The sequence below is a fragment of the Pseudomonas sp. P97.38 genome (assembly GCF_001269745.1).
In the GTDB taxonomy this organism is placed as follows: domain Bacteria; phylum Pseudomonadota; class Gammaproteobacteria; order Pseudomonadales; family Pseudomonadaceae; genus Aquipseudomonas; species Aquipseudomonas chlororaphis_E.
This window is the reverse complement of record NZ_LHVJ01000015.1, coordinates 464,719-480,348: the sequence shown is the minus strand read 5'-3', so window position 1 is coordinate 480,348 and position 15,630 is coordinate 464,719. Positions and strand designations below refer to the sequence as shown.

The 15,630-nt window shown below is 64.9% G+C and carries 14 protein-coding genes; 4 read left to right on the top strand and 10 right to left on the bottom strand.

Annotation, left to right across the window (positions count from 1 at the left end; translation table 11 throughout):
* The 3 genes from AD664_RS12360 to gabT all read right to left on the bottom strand — a co-directional run bounded on the left by AD664_RS12360 (position 1) and on the right by gabT (position 2,546).
* Complete coding sequence (locus AD664_RS12360) at positions 1–489, bottom strand: Lrp/AsnC family transcriptional regulator (RefSeq protein ID WP_042730597.1); 489 nt, start codon at positions 487–489, stop codon at positions 1–3.
* Positions 490–534: 45 nt separating this feature from the next.
* A complete protein-coding gene (locus tag AD664_RS12355; protein WP_053146859.1) occupies positions 535–1,191 on the bottom strand; it encodes a 2-haloalkanoic acid dehalogenase in 657 nt (218 codons plus the stop codon).
* 62 nt (positions 1,192–1,253) lie between these two features.
* Positions 1,254–2,546: a 4-aminobutyrate--2-oxoglutarate transaminase gene (gabT, locus tag AD664_RS12350; RefSeq protein ID WP_053146858.1), complete on the bottom strand. Its 1,293-nt coding sequence runs from the start codon at positions 2,544–2,546 to the stop codon at positions 1,254–1,256.
* A 287-nt stretch (positions 2,547–2,833) separates the two neighbouring features.
* Between gabT and AD664_RS12345 the strand changes: the two genes are divergently transcribed.
* The 4 genes from AD664_RS12345 to AD664_RS12330 all read left to right on the top strand — a co-directional run bounded on the left by AD664_RS12345 (position 2,834) and on the right by AD664_RS12330 (position 6,805).
* Positions 2,834–3,760: a glyoxylate/hydroxypyruvate reductase A gene (locus tag AD664_RS12345; protein WP_053146856.1), complete on the top strand. Its 927-nt coding sequence runs from the start codon at positions 2,834–2,836 to the stop codon at positions 3,758–3,760.
* Positions 3,761–3,850: 90 nt separating this feature from the next.
* Positions 3,851–4,945 carry a DUF6161 domain-containing protein gene (locus AD664_RS12340; protein WP_053146854.1) on the top strand — a complete coding sequence of 365 codons (1,095 nt, stop codon included), beginning with the start codon at positions 3,851–3,853 and terminating at the stop codon, positions 4,943–4,945.
* 253 nt (positions 4,946–5,198) lie between these two features.
* Positions 5,199–6,056, top strand: coding sequence for a GNAT family N-acetyltransferase (locus tag AD664_RS12335; protein WP_053146852.1), 858 nt, complete (start codon positions 5,199–5,201; stop codon positions 6,054–6,056).
* A 41-nt stretch (positions 6,057–6,097) separates the two neighbouring features.
* Entirely contained in the window at positions 6,098–6,805 is a 708-nt protein-coding gene (locus AD664_RS12330; RefSeq protein WP_053146850.1) for a cupin domain-containing protein, read from the top strand.
* An 85-nt stretch (positions 6,806–6,890) separates the two neighbouring features.
* Here the strand turns inward: AD664_RS12330 and AD664_RS12325 are convergent, their stop codons facing one another.
* The 7 genes from AD664_RS12325 to AD664_RS12295 all read right to left on the bottom strand — a co-directional run bounded on the left by AD664_RS12325 (position 6,891) and on the right by AD664_RS12295 (position 15,629).
* Positions 6,891–7,979, bottom strand: coding sequence for a tartrate dehydrogenase (locus AD664_RS12325; RefSeq protein WP_053146847.1), 1,089 nt, complete (start codon positions 7,977–7,979; stop codon positions 6,891–6,893).
* Between the two features lie 40 nt (positions 7,980–8,019).
* The gene (locus tag AD664_RS12320) at positions 8,020–9,477 is read right to left on the bottom strand and encodes an NAD-dependent succinate-semialdehyde dehydrogenase (RefSeq protein ID WP_053146845.1); all 1,458 of its coding nucleotides are present in this window, start codon (positions 9,475–9,477) and stop codon (positions 8,020–8,022) included.
* A 324-nt stretch (positions 9,478–9,801) separates the two neighbouring features.
* A complete protein-coding gene (gene argE, locus AD664_RS12315; RefSeq protein ID WP_053146843.1) occupies positions 9,802–10,959 on the bottom strand; it encodes an acetylornithine deacetylase in 1,158 nt (385 codons plus the stop codon).
* On the bottom strand, positions 10,956–12,110 hold the full coding sequence (locus tag AD664_RS12310; RefSeq protein ID WP_053146841.1) for an FAD-binding oxidoreductase: 1,155 nt from the start codon (positions 12,108–12,110) through the stop codon (positions 10,956–10,958). The genes argE and AD664_RS12310 overlap by 4 nt, the downstream gene beginning before the upstream one ends.
* A complete protein-coding gene (locus tag AD664_RS12305; RefSeq protein ID WP_053146839.1) occupies positions 12,107–13,498 on the bottom strand; it encodes an NAD(P)/FAD-dependent oxidoreductase in 1,392 nt (463 codons plus the stop codon). The genes AD664_RS12310 and AD664_RS12305 overlap by 4 nt, the downstream gene beginning before the upstream one ends.
* Positions 13,480–13,788, bottom strand: coding sequence for a (2Fe-2S)-binding protein (locus tag AD664_RS12300; RefSeq protein WP_042729084.1), 309 nt, complete (start codon positions 13,786–13,788; stop codon positions 13,480–13,482). Before AD664_RS12300 ends, AD664_RS12305 begins: the two co-directional genes overlap by 19 nt.
* On the bottom strand, positions 13,785–15,629 hold the full coding sequence (locus AD664_RS12295) for an ABC transporter ATP-binding protein (protein WP_053146838.1): 1,845 nt from the start codon (positions 15,627–15,629) through the stop codon (positions 13,785–13,787). Before AD664_RS12295 ends, AD664_RS12300 begins: the two co-directional genes overlap by 4 nt.
* Position 15,630 lies beyond the last annotated feature (1 nt).

Here is a 15,630-nt window from a genome sequence, read left to right as displayed (position 1 = left end):
TCAATGGCGCAGCAGCTTGCGCAGCGGAATCTCGTCCTTGCGCACCGGAGACTTGATGACGATGTAGCTGAAGTACTTGGAGATGCCGATGTTGCGGTCCAACAGACTTTCCATCACGTCCTGGTAATCCTGGATGCTGCGGGTCATGAAGCGCACCAGGTAGTCGTAGCCGCCGCTGATCAGGTGGCATTCGAGCACTTCATCCACCAGGCGGATATTGGATTCGAACTTGGCGAAATCCTCGCGCTTGTGGTCGCTCAGGGTGACCTCGGTGAAAACCGTCACCGAATCGGTGATCTTGGCCAGGTTCAGATGGGCCTTGTAGCTGGAAATATACCCCAGCGATTCCAACCGCTTGACCCGTTGCAGACAGGGACTGGCCGACAGGCCAACGGCATCGGCCAGGCTGACGTTGGTCATGCGACCGTCTTTTTGAAGCTCTACCAAAATGCTGATGTCGATCCGGTCCAGTTTCGCTAAACCTTCCATCGCATACCTCTTGCCTGCCGTTTGTAAGACAATCTTCTAACAAAATCAGCGTCGTAAAGACAGCTGATGCTGAGCCACCAGGTCAGCCATGCTGTCGATGCAGTAGTCCGCGCTGCACGGCCGGGACGCTTTGTCGGGGTCGCGACAGATCAGGCAGGCCGCCCCGACGGCCAATGCACGGGCGCCCGGGCGGGTCACCCGCAGGACAGCCTCGGCGTCGAGGGCATTGGCCTGCAACCAGGCGTGATCCTGCAAGGGATCGCTGGCCAGGGAAATGAAATCTTCCGGCTCGATGCCCAGCCGCTCGCACAACACACCGCGATCTTCGGCATCCCGGTCTCCCTGCACCAGCAGGCGATAGAACTTGCGCAGGTAGAGCATCGCACCCGGCCCATCCTCGAACAACGACCAACTGGCGGCCGAGCGGGCGAAACTCATGCCCTCCTCCCAACTGACCTTGAGCCTCCAGCGTTCGGCCAATTGGCGGTGGGCAAAGCACAGCAGGCCACTGAAACCCAGGTCGCCGAAACGCGGGTACAGGGCTTGCAACGCCTCGTCGAACTCGGCCAACACCCGGGCCTTGTCCTGCGGCTCGCCACGCTGCTCCAACAGCGGCTGCAACGCCGTCCAGACACCGGAATCGCGGTCCACCAGAACCTCGTCGCAGTCGATCAACAACGCTCGATATTCAGTCAGCCTCATGGGTAAACCTCTGATGAGTCCCTAATGCCGTTCTTCCAAGGAATTGCGCCGAGTGTGGCAATTCAATTCATGACCCGCGCCAACGCGCCCTCGAGAATCTGCAGCGCTTCGTCGACCTGCGCTTCGTCGGTCACCAGCGGCGCCAGGAAGCGCAAGACGTTGCGGTAGACCCCGCACTTGATCACCAGCAGCCCGCCCAGCCGGGCCTCGTCGATCAGCCGCTGGTTCAACTCGGCATCCGGCGTGCGGGCTTCGTCGTCCTTGATCAGCTCGATCGCCAGCATGAAACCGCTGCCGCGCACGTCGCCGATACGCGGGTAGCGGGCCTGCAAGCGCAACAAGCCCTGGCGCAGGCGCTCGCCCAGGGCTTCGCCACGGGCCAGCAGGTGCTCCTGCTCATAGGCCTCGATCACCGCCAGCGCCGCCGCGCACGACAGCGCGTTGCCGCCATAGGTGCCACCCAGCCCGCCCGGCAGCGGCGCGTCCATGATCTGCGCCTTGCCGACCACGCCCGACAAGGGCAAGCCACCGGCCAGGCTCTTGGCGACGGTGACCAGGTCCGGCTGGATCCCGGCGTGCTGGTAGCCGAACCATTTACCGGTGCGACCGAACCCGGTCTGGATCTCGTCGAGGATCAGCACGATGCCGTGCTTCTCGGTCAGCGCTCGCAGCGCCTGGAGGAACTCGGCGGGGGCCGCGAGGAAACCGCCGTCGCCCTGCACCGGCTCGATGATGATGGCGGCGACGCGCTCGGGCGCCACTTGGGTCGCCAGCAATTCGTCCAGGGCCTGGAGCGCCATCTCGCTGGTAACGCCGCGATAGGCATTCGGATAAGGCGTGTGGAAGACCTCCGGGGCGAACGGTCCGAAATTCTGTTTGTACGGCTGGCTCATGCCGGTCAACGTGGTGCCGAGCAAGGTCCGGCCGTGGAACCCGCCGCGAAAGGCGATCACCGCCGAGCGTTGGGTGTGGGCCCGGGCGATCTTCACGGCGTTTTCCACCGCTTCGGCGCCGGAGGTGAAGAACGCCGCCTTATAGGCCTGCTCGCCGCCGATCATCCGGCACAGCCGCTGGGCCAGGTCGAGGTAAGGCGTGTAGGCCACGACCTGGAAGCAGGCGTGGGACACCTTCTGCAACTGGGCCTGCACCGCCGCGACGACCTTGGGGTGGTTGTGGCCGATGTTCAACACACCGATACCGCCGACGAAGTCCAGGTAACGCTTGCCGTCCACGTCCCACAGTTGCGCACCCTGGGCCCGGTCGATCACCAAGGGGTGAGCGGTGACCAGGCCACGAGGCACGAATTGATCACGTTGACGGAGCAGACTTGGGGTTTCTTCGACTTTACTGTTCATTGGCATTTCCCATCGTGAGCCTCGCACCCGGGAAGCGGCTGCGGTGTGATCACAGGTTAAGCGTTCGACACGATTGTCTAAGCCGAACTTGGTCACTGAGAAATTCGGATCGACTGTTTACACGTCGGCAAACAGCAGAATCCTCCAAGGCGCCCCAGGCCCATCGAATCTGCCGCCCCGAGGGCCCTGCAACGCAGCGCCGGGTTTTATCGCCGCTCCTTTCGACAGATCCTGCTCCGCCGTTGAGGCATGCTTGAGGCTCCTTGATTTCAGGCGAGAAGCGATCCATGGCCCTGCTCTACAAAGCTGACCCGGTACGCGGTGAACACTGGCAACGGCTGTTCGCCGAACACGCGCCGGACATCCAATGGCGTGCCTGGCCAGACATCGGCGACCCTCGGGAAATCCGCTACCTCGCGGCCTGGCAGGCACCGGACGACATCCAGACACTGCTGCCGAACCTGCAAGTGCTGTTCGCCCTGTCGGCGGGGGTCGATCAGCTCGACCTCGACCGCCTGCCGGCCACGCTGCCGGTGGTGCGCCTGCTCGACCCGGGCATCACCCAGGGCATGTGCGAATACGCCAGCTTCGCCGTGCTCGGCCTGCACCGCGACATGCTGCGCTACCGCCAGCAACAGGCCCAGGGGAACTGGCAGGCGCACCGGCTGGTGCCCGCGCAACAACGCCGGGTCGGGGTCATGGGCCTGGGCTTGCAGGCGCGACAGATACTCGCCACCTTGCAGGCCTTCGGCTTCGCCTTGTCGGGTTGGGCGCGTAGCGAACATCGCATTGACGGAGTGACCTGCTTTTCCAGCGCCGACCAACTGCCGGCCTTTCTCGGCCAGTGCGACATCGTCGTGTGCGTGCTGCCGCTGACCGAGCAGACCCGTGGGATCCTCGACCGCTCGTTGTTCCAGCACCTGCCAAAGGGGGCCTCGCTGGTCAACATGGGCCGCGGTGGGCACCTGGTCGAAGCGGACCTGCTCCAAGCCCTGGCGAGCGGCCAATTGAGCGCTGCCGTGCTCGACGTCCTGGAACAGGAGCCGGCCCCGCCGGACCATCCGTTCTGGACTCATCCGCAGATCCTGCTGACGCCCCACATCGCTGCCATGACGCAACCCGACAGCGCCTTTGCGGGGTTGCTGGAAAACATTCGTCGGCATCAACAGGGCGAACCGATGCTGGGATGCGTGGACCGAGCGCGCAGTTACTGACCGCAACGGGCGCAAGACCAGGCCGACAACTACCTCTGGCCTCCGCCGAAGTGATAGCATTTAGCCTTCAACTTCTGATGGACCGCCTGCATGAATGAAGCTGCAAGGACGCTGATCACCTTGAACGGCGAACACTATGTGTTCGAGAGTATCGCCGCCAAAAGCGAGTTCATGAAAAACGAACTGAGCTTCTGGAAAGCGCAACATGAAGCGCTCCAGGTCAAAAATATGTCTGCGAAGCACCAAGCCTTCGAAAACCTGGCCAGCAGCCTGGCCGTCCTCCGATACCAGATCGAGGTCGATGAGAACGACTTTATCTACGATGACCAGCCCGAAGAGCGCCTCTCGGATGTCTGGCTCTACAGCAAGTCCCCCGCAACGCGCAAATGGCTGGAGCTGCACGCACAACAACCGGCGGTGGCGGAAGGCTTCTATGACGGGATCTTCCTTGGAAAAAGCGAGCACCTGGATTCATTCGATCACCTGACGGGCTACCTGGCGGCTTATGAATTCAAGCTGCCCCTGGAAAGCGCTTTCACCGGTCGCGCCGCTGCGCAAACCTTGGCCCTGCGCGACGTCCATTCCAAGTTCTTCAAAGCCAAAGCCAGGCTCACCCGCAAAGCTGAAAAAGAGCTGAGTACGTTTTCCGACTGGCACAAGACCGAAGAAGAGGCCTGGACCCAGCGCCTCAACACGTTGGAAGCCACCTACCGGGAAAAGCTGCGTCTGGAGGGACCGGCCACCTACTGGGCGAAGAAAGCCAGCGAGCACCAGACCCGCGGCTACATCTGGACCGGCGTGCTCGGCGTCATCCTGTTCGTCTCTGTCATCTGGCTGTGGACGTCTTTCAACATCTGGTTGAGTGGCGCGCGGACTCCGGTGGGGCTCAGTCAGATTGAGGGCGCGCTGATTTTCGTCTCGCTCCTGTCAACGCTGGCCTTTACCGTCAGGACGCTCTCCAAGCTGATCTTCAGCGCGTTTCACCTGCAACGAGACGCCGAGGAACGAGAACAGCTCACGCACCTGTACCTGTCCTTGAGCAACGACACGCAAGTGGACGAAGAGTCGCGAAAGATCATCCTGCAGTCGCTGTTCAGTCGCTCGGAAACCGGGCTCATCTCCAACGAGTCCGGCCCGACCATGCCCGGGCTGACCGACCTGTTGTCGACCTTGAAAAAAGGCTGATCGCCCGCCCAAAGGCCCGTCGCGTGACAGGCGATACACGGCGAGCCTTGCGCCGGGCCACTGAAAAACGGCCCGGTATTTACTGCTGGCCAAGCCGCCCATTTGAGCAAGAAATGTGGCGGCAAAAGCCGAGGCTTACCTAACCTGCCGAATCAATTGCTGGCGCTTGTCAGGGCCCGTTGCAGGTGAGATACAAGCACCAGCAGCGGTTGAATCCGCCCCCATCAAGCACCTTTTCCAGCGGTGACTCGCCATGTCAAATGCGCAACGCCCCACCTATTCCTACCGTTCCATGACGGCCGCCGATGTCCCTTCGGCGCACGCTTTGTCGGTGCAGTTGAAATGGCCCCATCGGCTGGAAGACTGGGCCATGTTGCAGCGTGTCGCCCACGGGTTCGTCGTGGAAGACCAAGGCCGCGTGATCGGTTCGGCCTTCACCTGCCCTCAGGGCGGCCATGCCACCATCGGCCTGGTGATTGTCAGCGACGAGTACCAGGGCCAGGGAATCGGACGCAAGTTGATGGAACTGGCCATCGAGGCCTGCGGCACGCGGACGGCCATCCTCAATGCCACGCTGGCCGGCGCGCCGTTGTATGCCAGCCAGGGTTTCGTCGACTTTGGGCATGTCCAGCAGCATCAGGGGCAGGCGCGGGTGCCGGCCCTGCAAGCATTGGCCGCCGGTGAGCATTGCCGGGCGTTGACCAGCGCCGACAACGCCCGCCTGATCCAACTGGCCAACGCCGGCAGCGGGCTGGACCGGGAAGCCGTGCTGACGGACCTGTTCGAGGTCGTCGAGCATTCGGTGGGCATCGAACGCGACGGCCAGTTGTGCGCCTTCGCCCTGTTGCGCCCCTTTGGCCGTGGCCGCTGCATTGGCCCGGTGGTGGCGCAAACCGCCGAGCAGGCCCGGCACTTGATCACTCAATTGCTGGCCCGGGTGCCGGACGCCTTCGTGCGCATCGACATTCCCGTCCACACGGGCCTGGCACCCTGGCTGGAAGACGCCGGGCTCAAGCAGGTCGACAGCGTCGCCCAGATGGCCCGGGGCACGCCGCCACAGCCCAGCGGCGGCGTACAGCAGTTCGCGCTGGCGACCCAGGCCGTCGGCTGAGCATTTCCCGTTCCGAACAACATTCCAAGAGAATCATCGCCATGCTCGAACCCACCGCCATGCTGCTGGCCCACGCCGACGGCCGCCTCCCCTCGACCCCGTTCACCGAAGGCACCCTGGGGCCCAACGATCCGTTCGACAGGCTCATTGCCTACCATGGCGCGGATGGCATGGCGGCCGGGGTGGTCCGGGCGAGCGGACGATTGACCGTCGAGGATTACCCGTTCAGTGAAACGATCGTGGTGCACGCCGGCGACGTCACCCTGCGTAGCCCGGCGCACACGCTGCTGCTCAAGCCAGGGGACAGCGCGGTGATCGGCCGCGGGACGTCACTGGAGGTCGAGGCACACCCTCAGTCGCTCTGGGCCTTCTGTGCCGATGCGCAGGCGATCGACGCGCGGATGCCCGGGCTCACGGCGCTGCCCGCCCACACCCTGCTCTCGCCTTCGGCGGCGCCCGATGCGCAGATCCTGCTCAGTGCCGCGCCGCAATGTCGCTCGCACAATCTATTCGTCGAGGAGGCCACTGACCTGCGCGTCGGCCTCTGGGATTCGACGCCCTACACCCGCGGCTCACGACCGCACAAGCTGCATGAACTCATGCACCTGCTCGAAGGCAGCGTCACCCTCCAGGCCGCCGATGGCCGCGAACTGCTGGTCGGCACGGGCGATACAGTGTTCGTGCCGCTGAATGCGCCGTGTGCCTGGAAGAGCCTGGTCTATGTGCGCAAGGTTTATGTCGTCAGGTAGGACACCACCCGCAGGGTTTACCTGCGCAGTCCCATAAAAAAAGCCCGCAGTGTGCGCGGGCAAAGGTGCTGCGAGTGGATGGCGTTCAATCGGCCCGGAGCGCCTCGGCAATCGCCCTGCCGACGTCCTGGGTCGAGCCCTGGCCGCCCAGGTCGGGGGTGATCGGGCCTTCGGCGATCACCTGCTCGATGGCCTTGAGAATGCCGTCGTGGGCGGCGCGGTAACGTTCATCGCCGTTGCCGAGGAAGTCGAGCATCAATGCCCCGGACCAGATCATCGCGATCGGGTTGGCGATGTTCTGCCCATAGATGTCCGGCGCCGAACCATGCACCGGCTCGAACAGTGACGGAAAGCGCCGCTGCGGATCGAGGTTGGCCGAAGGCGCGATACCAATGGTGCCGGCACAGGCCGGCCCCAGGTCGGAGAGGATGTCGCCGAACAGGTTGGACGCCACCACCACGTCGAACCGATCCGGTTGCAGGACGAAACGCGCGCACAGGATATCGATGTGTTGCTTGTCCCATTGCACCTGCGGGTACTGCTCGGCCATCAGCGCCGTGCGCTCATCCCAGTAGGGCATGCTGATGGAGATGCCGTTGGACTTGGTCGCCGCCGTCAGGCGCTTGCGCGGCCGGGCCTGGGCCAGGTCGAAGGCGAACTTGAGGATGCGATCGACACCGCGCCGGGTGAACACCGACTCCTGGAGTACGAACTCGTGCTCGGTGCCTTCGAACATCTTGCCGCCGACGGAAGAATATTCGCCCTCGGTGTTCTCGCGGATCACCACGAAGTCGATGTCCCCCGCTTCGCGTCCGGCCAGGGGGCACGGCACGCCGGGGAACAGGCGCACCGGGCGGATGTTCACGTACTGGTCGAAGTCGCGGCGGAACTTGAGCAGCGAGCCCCACAGCGACACATGGTCCGGGACCTTGTCCGGCCAGCCCACGGCGCCGAAGTAGATCGCGTCGAAGCCCTTGAGACGCTCGAACCAGTCGGCGGGCATCATCTGCCCGTGCTCCAGGTAGTAGTCGCAGTGGGCCCAGTCGAGCACTTCGATGCTCAGCGCCAACTGCCATGTTTTTGCGGCCTGCTCCAGTACCCGCAATCCTTGCGGCAGGACTTCCTTGCCAATGCCATCGCCGGCAATGGCGGCGATTCGAAAGGGTCTATTCATCTATCGTGGCTCCACGGTGTTGGTTCGAACGGTGACCGGCTCACAGCCCACCGATGTGGAAGGCTTTGACTTCCAGGTATTCATCCAGGCCGTACTTGCTGCCTTCGCGTCCCAGGCCGGATTGCTTGACCCCGCCGAACGGCGCGACCTCCATGGAAATGATCCCGGTATTGAGGCCGACCATGCCGAACTCCAGCGCTTCCCCGACCCGCCATGAGCGGCGCAGGTCCTGGGTGAAGTAGTACGCCCCCAGGCCATACGGCGTGGCATTGGCCAGGGCCAGGGCTTCTTGCTCGGTGCTAAAGCGCATCAGCGGCGCCACCGGGCCGAAGGTTTCTTCGCTGGCCAGCAACATGCCAGCGTGGGCCTCCCCCAGCACCGTCGGCTGGACGAACTGGCTGTCGCCGTCAGGCACGCCCCCACACAGCAGCCGAGCGCCCTGGTTCAAGGCATCGTCGATATGTCGGGCCACCTTGTCGACCGCGGCCGGATTGATCAGCGGGCCGATCGTCACATCGGCCTCCAGGCCACTGCCGACCTTGAGCTTGCCCACCTCTTCCACCAGGCGCGCGGCGAAACGCTCGTAGATGCCATCCTGCACCAGGATGCGGTTGGCGCACACGCAGGTCTGGCCGGCATTACGAAACTTGCTGAGCATGATGCCGGCCACGGCTTGCTCCAGATCGGCGTCGTCGAACACGATGAACGGGGCATTGCCGCCCAGTTCCAGGCTCAGGCGCTTGATGTGCTCGGCGCTCTGGCGCATCAGCAAACGGCCGACGGCGGTTGAGCCGGTGAAGGAAATCTTGCGCACGACCGGGTTGCTGGTCAGCGCTTCGCCGATGGCCGTCGGCAGGCCGGTGACGACGTTGAACACCCCGGCCGGAATCCCCACCCGCTCGGCCAGCAGCGCCAGCGCCAGCGCCGACAACGGGGTCAGGTCCGACGGCTTGACGATCACCGGGCAGCCCGCCGCCAGGGCCGGCGCACATTTGCGGGTGATCATCGCGTTGGGGAAGTTCCACGGTGTGATGGCCGCGCAGACGCCCACCGGCTGCTTGAGCGTGAGCAGGCGCCGGTCGCCGCTGGGCGTCGGGATGGTCTCGCCGTACACCCGGCGGGCTTCCTCGGCAAACCATTTGACGAAACTGGCGCCGTAGCGAATTTCACCTTTGGCTTCGTTCAGCGGCTTGCCCTGTTCACAGGTCATGATCAGCGCCAGGTCGTCGAGGTTGTCGATCATGGCCTGATACCAGCGCTCCAGCAGCGCCGCACGCTCGGCGGCCGGACGCGCACGCCAGGCTGGCCAGGCACGCTCGGCGGCCTCGATGGCGCGATGGGTTTCGCCGCCCCCCATTGCCGGCACCCGCGCGAGGCACTGGCCGCTGGACGGGTCCAGCACGTCGAGGGTGGCCGCGTCATCAGCGGCGGCCCATTGGCCATCGATGTAGGCGAGTTCTACCAGCAGGTTGGGGTCTTTCAGGCGATTCTTGAGCATGGTCGTGTCCTGTTCCGAGGTCATTCCAGTCTAGGGAGATGCCACGGGGCAGGATGCTGAAAGGGTATTTTGACGCAGTGTTGGATGCTGAAAATCGCGACGGGACGGCAGGCTCTACCGACCGCCGGAATCAACCTGATCCTGATGATTCCCCTTGTTGGAGAATCCCGAGTGGGGGCAAGCTCACACAGTTGTCTTTGGGGTGGCTGCGATAATTGCGGCAAGCAGAAACCCCGTGGGAACGGGCTTGCTCGCGAAGGCGTCAGGTCAGCTACCTAGGCAGCGGCAGACACACCATTTTCGCGAGCAAGCTCCCACAGGAGTCTAGCGCTTGAGCGATCCCAGCAGCCCATCCAGGAATCGCTCGCCCGCTTCCATCTGGCTGATCTCGATGAACTCATCGGGCTTGTGCGCCTGTTCGATCGAGCCCGGGCCGCAGACCACCACCGGCACGTCCAGACGTTGCTTGAACAGGCCGCCCTCGGTGCCGAAGGAGACCTTGGCGGTGCCGGTGTCCGGGGCGGCGAAGGCCTTGAGGAAACGCACCGCCTCGACGCTCGGGTGAGTGTCCAGGCCCGGGTAGACGTTCACGGTTTCGATCTCGATGGCCGCCACGCTGGACAACTGCCTGGCCTCCCTGACGATCAATTCGGCGTGTTCGCGCAACTGCTCCAGGAACCCGTCGAGGTCATCGGCCGGCAGGTTGCGCACTTCGAAATCCAGGGTGCACAGGTTCGGCACGATGTTCAGCGCCTTGCCGCCGACAATCTGTCCCACATGCACGGTGCTGTAGGGCACGTCGTAATCCGCATCCTGCGCTCCGTGCGCCTGCAACCGCTGCTGGCTTTGGCGCAAGGCGGCGATGAAGTCGCAGGCCAGGTGGATCGCATTCACCGAGCGCGGCGCCAGCGACGAATGCGCCTCCAGGCCACGGCAGTAGGTGCGGTAGGAACCCTTGCCCTTATGGCCGAGCACGAACTGCATGTTGGTCGGCTCGCCGATCACACACAGGAACGGTCGCACCGGCGCCAGGTGCAGCACATCGAGCAAGCGTCGCACCCCCACGCAACCGATTTCCTCGTCGTGGGACAACGCCAGCTGCAACGGCCGGCTCAACGGATGCTCGGCCGCATCGAGCATGGCGTCGATGGCCAGGGCGATGAAGCCCTTCATGTCGCAGCTGCCACGGCCGTAGATCCGGCCGTCCCGCAGCGTCGCCTGGAACGCCGGGACCGTCCAGGCCTGCCCGGCCGCCGGCACCACGTCGGTGTGCCCGGACAGCAGGATCCCCGGCAACTCCCGTGGCCCGGTGCTGGCGAACAGGTTGGCTTTCTTGCCGCTTTCATCCTCGACGATCAACGACTCGATGCCCTTGCTCAGCAACAGGTCGCGCACGTATTCGATCAAGGCGAGGTTCGACTGCGAAGAGACCGTTTCAAAGGCCAGCAGGCGTTCGAGGATGGCCAGTACCCGAGGTTTCATGAAGCCTTGCTCCGTTGCTCGGCGGATGAGGCGAACCGGCGAATGGAAAACGGTTCGATGGAGGTGCTGGTGCTGCCGGTGCTGATCAGTTCGGCCATGACGTCGCCGACGCCCGGGCCGAGCTGGAAGCCGTGGCCGCTGAAGCCGAAAGCATAGAACAGACCGTCGACAGTGCCGCTGCGACCCATCACCGGCAAAGCGTCCGACAGGTACCCTTCGATCCCGCTCCACACCCGGATGATGTTGAGGTTGTCGATGCCCGGCACCAGGCGCCGCATCTGCTCCAGCTGGTTGAGGATGCTGCGCGGCTCGACGTAGGCCCGGCGGTTGAGCATGTCCGGCTTGCTGCGATACCCCCCGCCAATGATGATGTTGCCCCGCGGGATCTGGCGGAAGTAGATCACCTCCTCGGGGATCTTGGTGTACACGCCGATCACCGTTGGCAAGGCATACGGCACCGGTTCGGTGACGGCCATCTGCGGGCCGTTGGTTTCCAGGGGAACCGGTTCGCCGAATTGCGCCGAGAGCTTCTCGCCCCAGGCACCGGCGGTGATCAGCAACTGCGCGGCGCTGAACTGGCGGCCATCGGTGGTGGTCACGCCAAATCCCTCGCCACTCTTGTGCACGTCGGCCACTTCGGTGCGCTCTTCGATCCGCGCCCCGAGCCGCCGGGCCGCCCGCGCAAACGCAGGTGCCGCCAAGCGTGGGTTGGCATGCCCGTCGTGGGGCGCATAGGAGCCGCCCTTGACGTCCTTGCCCAGGAACGGGAAGCGCTCGTGCAGTTCGGCGCCCCGGTAGATCTGCAAATCCAGCTGCGCCGCTTCAGGCGCCGCCGCGTAGGCTTGGAGCTCGGCAATTTCATCCTCGCGATAACACACGCGCATGTGACCGCTGGCGATGAATTCCAGGTCATCGTCGATCAACTCCGGCAGGCGCTTCCACAAGGCCCACGAACGGTTCGCCAGTTCCAACTGCCCGAGAAAACGCCCCTGGCGTCGCACATTGCCGAAGTTCACACCGCTGGCGTACTGGCCGACCTGGTCACGCTCCAGCAGGATCACCGACTGCCCCCGCTGCCGCAGGAAAAACGCCGTGGCCGAGCCCATCAGGCCGCCGCCGACAATCACCACATCGGCTCGTTGCACCGTCATGGGGTTACCTCCCGGGTCAGCATCGAAAGCGGTTTCACCGGTGCCTGGCCACGTTGGCGCCCCACTTCCTGCACCGGGATGCCAGCGGCGGCGGCGATCACTTCGGCCCCGGCCTGGGAACAGTAACGGCCCTGGCAGCGGCCCATGCCGACCCGGCTGAACGCCTTGGCCCGGTTCACTTCGCAGGCGCCCTTCTCGCTGACGGTGCGGCGCAACTCGCCGGCGCTGATCATTTCGCAGCGACAGACGATGGCCTCGTCCGGCAAGGCCCCGGCTTGTTCGGCAGGCCAGGGGAATGCCTCGGCCAGGCCCAGGCGAAACGTATCCATGACCTTGAGCGCACGCTGCTGATCGGCCAGGAGTATCGCCGCCACCGGCTGTTGCAGGTCACGGAGCAGCGCCATGGCGACCAGGCGACCGGCATGTTCGGCGGCATCGGCACCGCGGACCTTCGCCCCATCGCCGGCCGCGTAGACGCCACTGACCGAGGTCCGGCCCTCGGCGTCCGTGTCCAGCCACCATTGACTGCTCGCCTCGTCAAAGCGCAGGCGGCAGCCCGCCAGGTCGGCCAGTTGGGTCTCCGGCCGCAGGTGGTAACCCAGCGCCAGCGCGTCGCATGCCACGGTCAACGTCTCGCCATTCGCGCGGCGCACCCGCACGCCGCTGACGCCACGGCTGGCCTCGCCGAGCACGCCGAGGGGAGAAATGCCCAGGTGCACCGGGATCTTCGCCCGATACAGTTGCGCCAGCAGTTTCAGCCCGGTGAACAGTAATCCCGGGCGTGCCATGAGCTTGGGCAAGGCCTTGAGCCGATGGCCCAGGGGCGAGGTGTCCAGCACCGCGGCCACCGAGGCCCCGGCTTTCAAATACTGGCTGGCGACCAGGTACAGCAACGGCCCGCTGCCCATGAACACCACGCGATGGCCGATGGAAACGGCCTGGGCCTTGAGCGCGATCTGCGCCCCGCCGAGGCTGTAGGTGCCGCCCAGTTGCCAGCCTTCGACCGGCATCAAGCGGTCGGTGGCACCGGTGCAAAGAATCAGGGCGTCGTATTCCACCGTCGAATGCACGCCCTGGCTGACGCAACACAGCTGGCCCGGCGTCAGGTTCCAGACCAGGGTGTCCGGGCGATAGTCAATCTGCGGGCGCAGGCGGTCGAAGCTGTCGTGCAAGGCCCTGGCCTTGTCCGCCTCGGTGCCGTACAGCGTCGCGTAGCTGCGAGTGAAGCCTTCGGGCTGGCGGCGGTAGATCTGCCCGCCGTCGCGACGATTTTCATCGATCAGGATCGGCCTGAAGCCCGCCGCCACCAGGGTCTCGGCGCATCGCACGCCGGCCGGGCCCGCGCCGACGATGGCAATTCGATGAGTGTTCATCCGCGCAGTGGCCATATCGCCTCCGGTTGCCGGGTGATGATGTCCAGTCCTTCGCGCACTTCATTGGAACAAGCGCGCAGGCGCTCGCCGCCGCGGGTCCAGACCCAGCAATCCTGGCAGGCGCCCATCAGGCAGAAGCCGGCGCGACTGCCGGGGTCGAACTCCGACTGGCGCAGCGCCGGGCCATGGGTCAACAGCGCGACCATCAGCGTGTCGCCCTGCAACGCCTCGATGGGTTCGCCATCGACCTTCAATCGGACAACGGGCCGGCCCTGTTCGGCCAACCTCACAAAACGCGCGTTCATGCGTAGGCTCCCACGATCATGCTGTTTGAATCCTGTTGGGTCTTGAGCAGCTCGCCGCTGTCGTGATGACAGAGCACTTCGCTGCCGCCGTCGATGATTCGTCGCGGCGGCGCGGTGCGATTGCACACGCCATCGACCCGCACCGGGCAACGTTCGAGAAAGGTGCACAACCCCGGCACATCGGCCCTCGGCCCCAGGACGGGCAGCGAGCCGCAAGTCGTGGCGCCGCAGCTTTCCAGCCAGCCCTGGCGCATTTCTGGCACCGAATGGATCAACAGGTCGGTGTAGGGATGGAACGGCGCCTGGGCGAAGGCTTGCCGCGCACCGGCCTGGACCTTGTAGCCGCTGTACATCACCACGATGTCGTCGCACAGCGCCCGCACCGTGGAGATGTCATGGCTGATGAACAGGTAGGAAACCCCCAGTTGCTGGCGCAGGTCGCGCAGCAGTTCGAGGATCGCCGCGCCGACCACGGTGTCGAGGGCCGAGGTCACTTCATCGCACAGGATCAGGTCCGGCTTGGCCGCCAGCGCCCGGGCCAGGTTGACGCGCTGTTTCTGCCCGCCGGAAAGCTCGCCGGGGCGGCGTTCGGCCAAGTCCCGCGGCAGGCGTACCAGGTCCAGCAGCTCACCGATACGCTCACGCAGGGCCGCGCCCTTGAGGCCGAAATACATCTTCAGCGGCCGGCCCAGGATGGTACTGATGCTGTGCATCGGATTGAGCGCGGTGTCGGCGTTCTGGAACACCATCTGGATCCGTCGAAATTGTTCATCGGTGCGCTCGGACAGGCTGCCCCCCAGGGGTTGCCCGTCGAACGTCAGCCGGCCGACCGCCGGGGTCAGCAACCCCGCCACCACCCGCGCCAGGGTCGACTTGCCCGAACCCGACTCACCGATCACACCGATGGCCTGGCCCCGGCGCACCGTCAGGTCGATATCCTCCAGGACACGGATCGTCGGCATGCCGCGCGCATCCTTGTTGCCATAGCCGGCGGTCAAGCCCTGGATGGTCAGCAGCGGCGTGTCTTGCGCCACGCCGCACGGCGGGCGCAGGGTCGTGTCCGGTCGCGCCGCCGCCAACAGGCTGCGGGTGTAGGCGTGGGCCGGGCCCTTGAGCAACGGCGCGGTGGCGCTCTGCTCGAAGATCTGCCCGCCGTTGAGCACCACGATCTGGTCGGCCATCTGGGCCACGACGGCCAGGTCGTGGGACACGTAGACCGCCGTGGCGCCGCGCTCGCGCACCACGCGCTTGAAGGCGCGCAATACATCGATCTGGGTGGTCACGTCCAGGGCGGTGGTCGGCTCGTCGAGCACCACCAGCAGCGGATCGCTGATCAGCGCCATGGCCGCCATGACCCGCTGCAATTGCCCACCGGACACTTGATGAGGATAGCGACGGCCGATGCGCTCGGGGTTCGGCAACGCCAGGTCGCGAAACAACTCCATGGCCTTGGTTTCCAGCGTGGCCCGACTGCCCAGGCCATGGATCAGCGCCCCTTCCACCACTTGGTCGATCAGCCTTTTGGCCGGGTTGAACGCCGCCGCGGCGCTTTGGGCGATGTACGAGACTCGGTTGCCACGCAAGCCCTGCAACTCGCTCTCGCTCAATGCGAGCATGTTGTGCTCGCCGATCTGCACCACCCCACCCGCCAGGCGACAACCGCGCCGGGCGTAGCCGAGCAGCGCCAGGGCGATGGTGGTCTTGCCGGAGCCGGACTCGCCGATCAGGGCCAGCACCTCGCCTTTTTCCAGGGCGAAGCTCACGCCCTTGACGATCTCCACGTCACCACGCTCGCCACTGGCGACCACCCGCAGGTTGTCAACTCGGATCAATTCACTCATA

Coding starts and splice junctions, on each gene's coding strand:
- AD664_RS12360 (WP_042730597.1), bottom strand. CDS start 489: ATGGAAGGTTTAGCGAAACTGGACCGGATCGACATCAGCATTTTGGTA.
- AD664_RS12355 (WP_053146859.1), bottom strand. CDS start 1,191: ATGAGGCTGACTGAATATCGAGCGTTGTTGATCGACTGCGACGAGGTT.
- gabT (WP_053146858.1), bottom strand. CDS start 2,546: ATGAACAGTAAAGTCGAAGAAACCCCAAGTCTGCTCCGTCAACGTGAT.
- AD664_RS12345 (WP_053146856.1), top strand. CDS start 2,834: ATGGCCCTGCTCTACAAAGCTGACCCGGTACGCGGTGAACACTGGCAA.
- AD664_RS12340 (WP_053146854.1), top strand. CDS start 3,851: ATGAATGAAGCTGCAAGGACGCTGATCACCTTGAACGGCGAACACTAT.
- AD664_RS12335 (WP_053146852.1), top strand. CDS start 5,199: ATGTCAAATGCGCAACGCCCCACCTATTCCTACCGTTCCATGACGGCC.
- AD664_RS12330 (WP_053146850.1), top strand. CDS start 6,098: ATGCTCGAACCCACCGCCATGCTGCTGGCCCACGCCGACGGCCGCCTC.
- AD664_RS12325 (WP_053146847.1), bottom strand. CDS start 7,979: ATGAATAGACCCTTTCGAATCGCCGCCATTGCCGGCGATGGCATTGGC.
- AD664_RS12320 (WP_053146845.1), bottom strand. CDS start 9,477: ATGCTCAAGAATCGCCTGAAAGACCCCAACCTGCTGGTAGAACTCGCC.
- argE (WP_053146843.1), bottom strand. CDS start 10,959: ATGAAACCTCGGGTACTGGCCATCCTCGAACGCCTGCTGGCCTTTGAA.
- AD664_RS12310 (WP_053146841.1), bottom strand. CDS start 12,110: ATGACGGTGCAACGAGCCGATGTGGTGATTGTCGGCGGCGGCCTGATG.
- AD664_RS12305 (WP_053146839.1), bottom strand. CDS start 13,498: ATGGCCACTGCGCGGATGAACACTCATCGAATTGCCATCGTCGGCGCG.
- AD664_RS12300 (WP_042729084.1), bottom strand. CDS start 13,788: ATGAACGCGCGTTTTGTGAGGTTGGCCGAACAGGGCCGGCCCGTTGTC.
- AD664_RS12295 (WP_053146838.1), bottom strand. CDS start 15,629: ATGAGTGAATTGATCCGAGTTGACAACCTGCGGGTGGTCGCCAGTGGC.